At 74.3% G+C, this 8,884-nt stretch carries 5 protein-coding genes; all 5 read right to left on the bottom strand.

Annotated features, from left to right (window positions below; all coding sequences use genetic code 11):
- Positions 1 to 12: 12 nt before the first annotated feature.
- Entirely contained in the window at positions 13 to 2,367 is a 2,355-nt protein-coding gene (locus DLJ58_RS33625; protein WP_425271367.1) for a transglutaminase TgpA family protein, read from the bottom strand.
- A complete protein-coding gene (locus DLJ58_RS33620) occupies positions 2,361 to 3,533 on the bottom strand; it encodes a DUF58 domain-containing protein (protein WP_124863161.1) in 1,173 nt (390 codons plus the stop codon). The genes DLJ58_RS33625 and DLJ58_RS33620 overlap by 7 nt, the downstream gene beginning before the upstream one ends.
- Positions 3,534 to 3,547: 14 nt before the next feature.
- A complete protein-coding gene (locus DLJ58_RS33615) occupies positions 3,548 to 4,543 on the bottom strand; it encodes an AAA family ATPase (protein WP_112583044.1) in 996 nt (331 codons plus the stop codon).
- A gap of 27 nt (positions 4,544 to 4,570) precedes the next feature.
- A complete protein-coding gene (locus DLJ58_RS33610; RefSeq protein ID WP_244219239.1) occupies positions 4,571 to 7,186 on the bottom strand; it encodes a fibronectin type III domain-containing protein in 2,616 nt (871 codons plus the stop codon).
- Positions 7,187 to 7,379: 193 nt separating this feature from the next.
- The gene (locus tag DLJ58_RS35260) at positions 7,380 to 8,453 is read right to left on the bottom strand and encodes a fibronectin type III domain-containing protein (RefSeq protein WP_124863155.1); all 1,074 of its coding nucleotides are present in this window, start codon (positions 8,451 to 8,453) and stop codon (positions 7,380 to 7,382) included.
- Positions 8,454 to 8,884: the final 431 nt, after the last annotated feature.

Here is an 8,884-nt window from a genome sequence, read left to right as displayed (position 1 = left end):
CAAAGCTCTTGATCACCGCGGAGAGCGGCGGGCGTGGTGCCGGGGAGTGGGGTGCATGGACCAGAGCAGGCGGCGCCACCAGGGGCGGGCGGAGCGGAGGGTGGTCACGTAGGCGGTGGCCACCTCAGCGGCGCGAGCCGCCTGGTCGGGTGTTGCAGCGCCGGGGGCGAAGCCCACCTGGTTGAGCAGGGCGGCCAGTTCATCGACGGCCGGGCTGGACGCGTCTGCCTGCGCCGTGCCGCTGGGCGCGACAGCGCCCGGGTCACCGACCGCGCCACGTCCTGTCCGACCGAGGCGGGCGTCGGCGAGGGTTTGGCGGGCGTGCCCGGCGATCTCGGTGGCGGCCAGGTCGTCTCCGACCGGTCTCCCGGCCAGCCGGAGCGCGTCGGTGACCTCCCGCCAGGCGCCGGCGATGCGCTGGCCGGGGTCGCCCCGCACGAGCCGGCTGCGGGTGAGGGAGCGGCGCATCGCCAGCAGGGTGAGCAGGAGTGCCCCCACCACCAGCAGCAGGCTGGCGCTGCCGCCGGCGACCAGCACCGGCGTGGAGACCCCGTCGTTGCCGGGCGGGGCGTCGGCGGCGGTCGCCGGTTCTGGTGAGGCGCTGGGCTCGGCGGTCGGTGCCGGCGCCTCCGAGGGCGGCGGGTCCTCCGGGGTCGGGCGGAAGTCCTCCTCCACCGGTCGCGGCTCGTTGTCGGGGCGGGGCAGCGGGTCGAACGACACCCAACCCAGCCCGTCGAAGAGCACCTCCGGCCAGGCGTACGCGTCACCGGCCAGCACCGGGCCCTGCCCGCTGGTCCGGAAGCCCACCACCACCCGCGTGGGCAGCCCGGAGAGCCGGCCGAGGACCGCGAACGCCGCCGCGAACTGCTCCGAGGTGCCCTCCTGCCCGCCGCCGTTGCGCGGCCCGAACAGGAAGAAACCCAGGTTCGGGTACGCGTGCCCGCTCGGGGCGTCCGCCACCACCCGGTAGTGCTCGGCCAGGAACTGCTCGATCGCCGACGCGCGCGCGAACGGGGCGCCGTTCTCCTCGGCGAGTTGGGTGGCCAGCCGGCGCATCGGGTCGGGCACCCCGTCCGCGACCCGCAGCACCCGGGCCACCTCGTCGCCGGCGGGCACGTTCGCGCTGGCCAACAGGTTCGAGTCGGGGCGTTCCTCGGCGGAGGTCACCGTGTACCGCAGCCCCGGCGTCAGCCCTTCCGGCCGGATCAGCGTCCCGCTCGCCGGGTCGTACGCCACCCGTGCCCCACTGACCTCCCGGGGCGTCGCCACGGCAGGCAGCAGCCGGCCGCTCAACTCGGCCACGCTGATCTGCTGCCGGACCGTCTGCACCGTGCTGTCCCGGGCCGCGGTCGCGGCCGGCAGGATCCGCCCGGCGTTGCGGTACGTCGCGCCGACCCGCCAGGTCACCCCGTCGTAGTCGCTGAGCACCGCCAACCGGATCCGCACACTGCGCGTGGCGTCCGCCGCCGGGTCAGCCTCGGGCGGGGCGTCGGCGGGCGGTGCGGCGGGGCGTTGCGTGCTCACGTCGAGGAGCTTCTGCTCCGGGTGCAGAGCCCAGCCGGAGATCCGGATCAACGGGTTCTCGTCGAGCGTCTGCACCTGCGGCGGCTCCACGTACCGGCGTGGGTCCACCGGCCGGCCGTCGACATGCTGCGCGACGACCGGACCGAGCAATGCCACCAGCCCGACCACCAGGGCCACCCCGAGTGCCGCGCTGGTGGCCAGCCGCAGTCGCACCGCCGCGCGTACCCGAGGGGTCAGCTCGGCGGTCGGATCGCCGCCGCCGGGCGCGGTCCGGGTGGGGGTGGCCAGGCCGAGGGCCGCGACCGCGACGAACGCCAGGGTCGACCCCAGCGCCGGTTCGGCGTTCGGGCCGACCACGTAGAGGGCGGCGGCGTAGAGCCCCGCCGCCGGCAGGTAACCCAGCAGCACCCGGCCGGTGCGCAGCGCCACCTCCGCGCCGGTCAGCCCGGCCAGCCAGGCCGCGACGACCGGCACCAGCACCGTGTCCGGTGTGGGCTCCACCGGGATCATCGCGGTGAGCAGCCGGGGGATGCCGTTGCGGGCGGCGTCCGCGGTGACCTCCAGCAGGCCGCCGGGCAACTCGGCGCGGGTGGCGGCCAGCCGCAGCGACCACAGTGTCCATCCGGCCATCGCGGCCACCGACACCGGCGCCACCAGCCAGGACGGCACCCGCCGGGCGGCCACGCTGACCAGCACCGAACCCGCCGCCGCGCCGACGACCAGCCAGGTCAGCAGGCCACCGGCGTACACCCGGCCGAGCACGACCCCGGCGAGCGCCGTCAGCCCGATCAGCGCCAGCGGCAGGACCGCCGCCCGCAGCACCCGTACGGCGCCCGTCACCACCGGCGTACCCCGTCCCACTCGGCGGCGAACTGCGCGCCGTCCGCCGCGTCGACGACCACCAGGCCGGCGGCGCCCGGCGGCGTCGGCTCGGCCGCGCCGAACACCCCGACCACCACCGACGGGTACGCCCCGCGCAGCGCCCCGACGTGCCCCAGCTCGTCGCGGCCACCCGGCCCGGTCAGGAAGATCAACGTGTCGCCGAGCCGGTCCTGCCGCAGCCGGGTGGTGGCCGCCCGCACCGCGTCACCGGCGGCGGACAGGTCGGCGGCGGCGAGCCGGTCCAGCGGCCCGAGCGCGCCGTCGGCCTCGCCGTCGGGCGTCGTGACCTCCGCCGGCTCCGCGTCGGCCAACAGCAACAGCACCGGCAGGTCGGCGCGGTGCGCGGCGGTGACGATCGACGCCGCCGCCTCGCAGGCCGACTCGAACGACTCCGCCACACCGCCGACCCGCTGCGGGTGCGCGGCGACGCGGTTGTCCAGCAGGACGACCAGGCGCGGCAGGCTGGTGTCCACGTTCTCCCGCACCATCAGCTCACCCACCCGTGCGCTGGTGCGCCAGTGCACCCGGCGCAGCTCGTCGCCGACCACGTACTCCCGCAGCGAGTCGAACGTGATCGACCCGTGCGGGACCCCGTCCACCCGGCCGTCGAGGCTGCGTCCCGCGCCCCGGGGCACCGCCGTCAGCGGATGGATCCGGGGGTGCACCCAGACCGGCACCGCCGCGCCGTACGGGCGGGCCAGCGCCACCAACCCCAGCGGGTCGCGCCGGGTCACCCGCAGCGGACCGACCGGCACCACCCCACGACGGTCGGTCGGCACGTCGTAGCGGACCTCGGTGTCCCGGCCGGGCCGCAGGCGCAGCACGGGCACCGGCACAGTCCGCTGCCCGCACCGGTCCTCGGCCAGCAGGTTCGCCGAGCGCAGCCGCCCGGTGTTGCGCACGGTCAACGTCATGCTCGCCGGCTCGCCGCGCGCAACCCGGTCCGGGTCCGCGCGGCGGGTCACCGTCAGCCGGGGCCGCCAGGCCGCGACCAGCGCGGCGTAGCCGACGGCCACGCCGGCCGCCGCGCCGAGCAGCGTCAACTCGGGGTACGCGAACCGGAAACCCACCCCTGACAGCACCACGGCGGCGACGAGCAGCCCGACCCCACGGGCGGTGATCCCCATCGCGCTGCTGCCGGTCAGCCCTGCACCGGAGCGGGTTGCCCCGACGGCAGCGGCACCGGCACCGAGGCGACGGCCTGGCGCAGCACCTCCGCAGGGGTCATCCCGCGCACCTGGGCGTCCGGGGTGAGCAGCAGCCGATGCGCGAACACCGCCTCGACGAGCGCCTTCAGATCCTCCGGCATGATCCAGCCACGCCCGTCGATGAGCGCATACGCGCACGCCGCTCGGGTCAACGCGATCACGCCCCGGGGGCTGACCCCGACGCGTACCTGCGGGTGGGTGCGGGTGGCCGCGGCCAACCGGACCGCGTACGCGTAGAGCGGCTCGGCGATGTGCACCCGGCGGGCCATCCGGACCATCTCGCCGACGGTGGCGGTGTCGGTGACCGGCGCGAGCGCCTCGGGGGACCGCACGGTCGCCCCGCGCAGCACCTCGACCTCGACGGCCTCGTCCGGGTACCCGACGGAGAGCTTCACCAGGAAACGATCCAACTGCGCCTCGGGCAGCCGGTAGGTGCCGTCCATCTCCACCGGGTTCTGGGTGGCGACCACCAGGAACGGCGACGGCACCGGGTGCCGGACCCCGTCCACCGTGACCGTCCGTTCCTCCATCACCTCCAGCAGCGCCGACTGGGTCTTCGGCGACGCCCGGTTGATCTCGTCGGCGATGACGATGTTGGCGAAGACCGGCCCCGGATGGAACTCGAAGTCCCGGGTCGCCTGGTTGAAGATCGTCACGCCGGACACGTCCGAGGGGAGCAGGTCGGGTGTGAACTGGATGCGCCGCCACTCGCCCTTCACCGTGGCGGCGATGGCCCGTGCCAGGGTCGTCTTACCGACCCCGGGCACGTCCTCCAGCAGCACGTGACCCTGGGCGAAGAGCGCGGTCAGTGCCAGCCGCACCACCTGCGGCTTGCCGAGCACCACCGCGTTGACGTTCTCGGCCAGCCGGGCGGCCAGGGCGGCGAAGCCCTGCACCTCCGGCTGAGTGAGCGGCTCGTGGGTGTTCACGGTCGGTGGTGCTCCTCGCCTGGTGTTTCAGCAGGTGGGCAGGACCTTGATGTCATCGCCGCCCTCCAGGTTGAGCCAGGCCCAGGGGATGTAGTTCTTCCCCTTGAACTCGACCTGCACCCACCAGTTGCTCTGCTTCTGGTTGTTGTAGATCCACGAGTCGACGTTCTCGCCCGACTTCTTGCAGTACGCCTTGAGCCGGCTGCCGGGCTTGGCCCAGCCGGCCTGCTGGTCGTTGTCCTGCCGCGTGACCTTGAAGACCTCGTTGCCGTTGCGACCGTCGACTTCCTTGTCGCAGTAGGTCCGCTGGTCACCGTCGGGCCCGTTGTTGCAGGTCGCGATCCCGAACATCGGCTGGGTTGCCTGCGCCTTCTTCGCGGTGCCCTTGCCGGCGGCGTTGCTCGCCGTCACCGTGAACGTGTAGTCGGTGCCCGGCGTCAGGCCCGTCATCGTGATGCTGGAGCACGCCCCGGTCTTCGCCGGTTCGCCCGTCGTGGTCAGCGTGCAGGTGGCCTGACCGCCACCGGCGTCCACTGTGAAGGTGACCGTCGCCCCGGTGGCCGTCGACGACGAGCCGGTCACCGTGACCCGTGGCTCGGCCACCGTGCGGGCGGTGGCGGTGGCCTCCGGGCCCGGCCCCGCCTCGTTGACCGCCTTCACCTTCACCGTGACGTTCTGGCCGTTGCCCAGCCCGGTGACGGTCGTGCGGGTGTCGGTCACCTCGCTCACCCGCCCACCGACGTCCACCAGGTACTTCGTCACCGGCCGACCGTTGGCCTCGGCCGGCGCCCACTGCACCGTCACCGCGCCCGGCTGGTTGGCGACGGTGCCGGCGCGCAGGTCGAGCGGCCGACCGGGCGCGGCGAAGGGCACCACCGTGTTGCTGACCGGGGAAGCCGCCGACCCGGCGCCCTTGCTGTTGACCGCCACCACCGTGAACGCGTACTGGGTGCCGAACTCCAGCTCACCGGCGGGCACCACCAGCTCCGTCCTGGTCGACTCGCCGGCCGGCGCGTTCGTCCCCGCCGAACTGGCCGTCACCGCGTACCTCGCGATGGTGTTGCCCTGCCCGTTCGCCGCCGGCCACTTGACCAGCACCGTGCCGTCCGGCCGTTCCTGCGCGGTGACGCTCGCCGGTGGGTCGGGCACCGCGGCGGTCGGCGTCACCGGGTTGCTGTTGCGCGGTGGGCCGTCGCCCTTGGCGTTGACGGCGTGCACCGCGAACCGGTACGTCTCGCCGTTGGTCAGGCCCTTGACCTCCACCGCACGCTGGTTGGCGCCCACCTCCAGGCGCTGCCCGGCGCCCTGCACCACGTACTTGATGATCTCGGCGCCGTTGGCGGCGGCCGGGCGCCAACTCACCCGCGCCTGGGCGTTGCCGGCGGCGGCGGTGACGCTGCGCGGCGCGCTCGGCTTGCCCACCCGCGGCTTCTTCGGCGGAGGCGGCGGTGGGGGAACCGGCGGCGGGTCACCGCCGAGCACGTCGTTGGCGTACTTGTTGACCTCGCGCACCTGGTGCTTGTCGTCCACGACCCGGGCGGTCGCCGAGTCGGGGGAGTTGATGAACAGGTGGTTCTCCCGGACCTCCAGCTCCAGCGGCCCGTTGGCCCGCCCGCGGATGGTCTCGACCAGCTGACCCGCCGCGTCGAAGGAGTAGATGGTGCCGGTGGCCTCGTCGGCGCAGTAGAACCGGTTCGCCCAGGCCACCGCCGGGCTGAGCCGATCCCCCTCACCCGGCACGGTGAACCCGCTCTCCTGCCCACCGTCACCCACCAGCAGCACCCGCCGATCGGCGGTCACCGTGACCGGCACCCGTGGGCCGCTGGTGCGCGCGGGCAGCGCCGCCGGGCCGGACAGCGTCAGCGCCGTCGGGTGCACCTCACCGCCCTGCACCCGCACCAGCTTCCCGGCCGTCCGGTCGAGCACCGCCACCCCGTCGTCCAGGGTGGAGACGACCAGCTCGTGGCTGGCGTCGGCGACGTCGTACGACTCGACCCGCTGCGGGCTGAGCCCGGCACTGGCTGTCGCCGGCGCGGACGGCAGCTTGGCCGCGGTGATCGCCGAGACGGTGCCCTGGCTGGGCACCGCGATCCAGAGCCGACCCTTACCGTCGAAGGTGCCGCCGGTGATGCCCGGCGGATAGCGCACCGGCTCGCCGACCGGGGTCAACGATCGCGGGTCGAGCTGCCGGACGATGCCCTGCACGGCGTCGACGACGAACGCCGCGTCCTCGTGCAGGGCGACACTCACGCCCAGGCCAGGGGTGGTCCGGGTGGTCGCGCTGAGCTGGAGGGTGGCCAGATCCAGGGAGCTGACCTGCCCGGTCTGCAGGTCGCGCAGGATCAGCAGCCGGTCGGTCTGGGTGATCTGCATCGGATGCTGCCGGGCAGCGGGGATCTCGGTGCGGGTGTCCACCCGGGCGGTGACCCCGTTGACCCGGGCCAGCTCGCTGCGCGCCGCGCTCCACAGCCAGGAACTCGCGTCGTAGTTGGCCACCGCGTTGTCCGCCGCGCCCAACCCGAGGACGGTCAGCCCCATGGCGGCCAACAGCGCGGCCACCGTGCCGACGGTCACCAGCCCGCCGCGCAGCCGGGACCGGGAGCGGGGGGCCTCGGACTGTACGGCGTCGTCGATGCTGGCCACAGCCGGCTGCCTCCCCTGAGTCGTGGCAGGTGGCGCGCCTTCCGGCGACCCCTCCCCTGAGCCGGGTGCCATCATATGGCGCTGGTGGTGGCGGGGGAACCCGCACCGTCACCCCTGTGGATACCGAGAGTGTGCGTTGTGGACGTCCAGCTCAGCCCGGTTTCCGCTCGACTCGGCGCGGTTTCGGCTCGACTCAGCGCGGCGACGGTCGGCCGGAGGGCTCCTCGCTTTGTGTGGCTTGGCGCTCCCGCGCGGTGCAGACCTGCCCGGAAGTCGCAAAGCTGTCAGTGGAGTAGACCGCCAACACGGTGAAACAGTGATCCACTCGGGAGTTCAACCCGTTGACCGTGTAGCTGGTCCGGCCCGGGTCCACGGTGGCGATCACGCCCAGGGCCTGCCCGGCCCTGCCCGCGGCGACCATGAACGGCACCGCGCCACCGGTCGGGTCCGTCCAGGTCAACGTGATCGTGGTCGAATCGTCGCGCAGCTCCAGGTCGCCCGGCGGAAGCCCGGCCGTCGTCGGTGCCGCCGCCGTCGGCGCGGTCCCGGTCGGCGGCGGATCGTCGCGGGTCAGCATCACCGCACCCAGGCCGGCCACCGCCACGACGGCCACCCCGGCCGCCACGACCGCGCCTATCAGCGCCGCCCGGTTCCGGCCCGTCGATCCACCCTCATCGGCGTACGCCGGCCGGTACGCGTCCGGCGCCGGGTGGTACTGCTGACCCGGGTACGGCGCGTGGTGCTGGTCCTGGGTCGGGTACGGCGCCTGGGGCGGCTGGTGGTGGTACTGCTGGGCCGGTGGCGGTGCGGCCGGTGGCGCCAGCGTCGGGTCGGCGTTGACGGACGGGGGCCAGGCCGGCTGCGCGGCGCTGGGGCTTGCCGGGGCGAGGCTCGGGTTTGCCTGGGCGGCGGGTTTCGCCTGCGCGGCGGCGGGCCAGCCCGGACTGGTCTCAACTTTGGTCGGGCCGCCCTGCGCCGGTATGGACGGCAACACCACGGTCTGGTCGGACAACGCGCCAGGGGTCCGCTGAGGGGGCGCCACCGGGGCGTCGAGGATGCCCAGGCCGGAGTCACCGTCCGCACCGGTACCGCCCGCGTCCATCATGGTCTGCCCGGCCGCCGGGGCCTGTCCGGCGGTGGCGGCCTGCGCAGCGGTAATGGTCTGGGCTGGGGAGTCGGCGTCTGGATTTGGCAAGGGCTGCGGTGGGGCGCTGCTGCTCCAGGGCGGTGCGGTCAACCCCCAGGGCGGCACGGGTGGTGCGCTCACCGGAGGCGCCGAGACGGGTGGTCCGTAGGGCGGCCCCGAGACGGGCGTCCCGAAACCGGGTGGTGCGGACACCGGGTAGGTGTGCCCGGGTGGTGCGGACACGGGTTGGCCGTAGCCGGGAGGCCCGGACACGGGTTGGCCGTAGCCGGGTGGTGCGGACACGGGTTGGCCGTAACCGGGTGGTCCGGACACGGGGTAGCTCTGCCCGGGGGGTGCGGACACGGGTTGGCCGTAGCCGGGCGGTCCGGACACGGGGTAGCCGTGCCCGGGTGGTGCGGAGACGGGCTGACCGGGTGGTCCGGAGATGGTTGGGCCATAGCCGGGTGGTGCGGAGACCGGGTACGGCTGGGCCGGTGGTCCCGAGACCGGGTACGGCTGGCTGGGGGGCTGGCTCTTATACACATCTCCGAGCCCACGAGACGCGTAGTAAA

Source organism: Micromonospora arida (assembly GCF_003857035.1).
Taxonomy (GTDB): domain Bacteria; phylum Actinomycetota; class Actinomycetes; order Mycobacteriales; family Micromonosporaceae; genus Micromonospora; species Micromonospora arida.
This window is presented reverse-complemented; position numbering and strand designations above follow the sequence as displayed.

Coding starts and splice junctions, on each gene's coding strand:
- DLJ58_RS33620 (WP_124863161.1), bottom strand. CDS start 3,533: ATGGGGATCACCGCCCGTGGGGTCGGGCTGCTCGTCGCCGCCGTGGTG.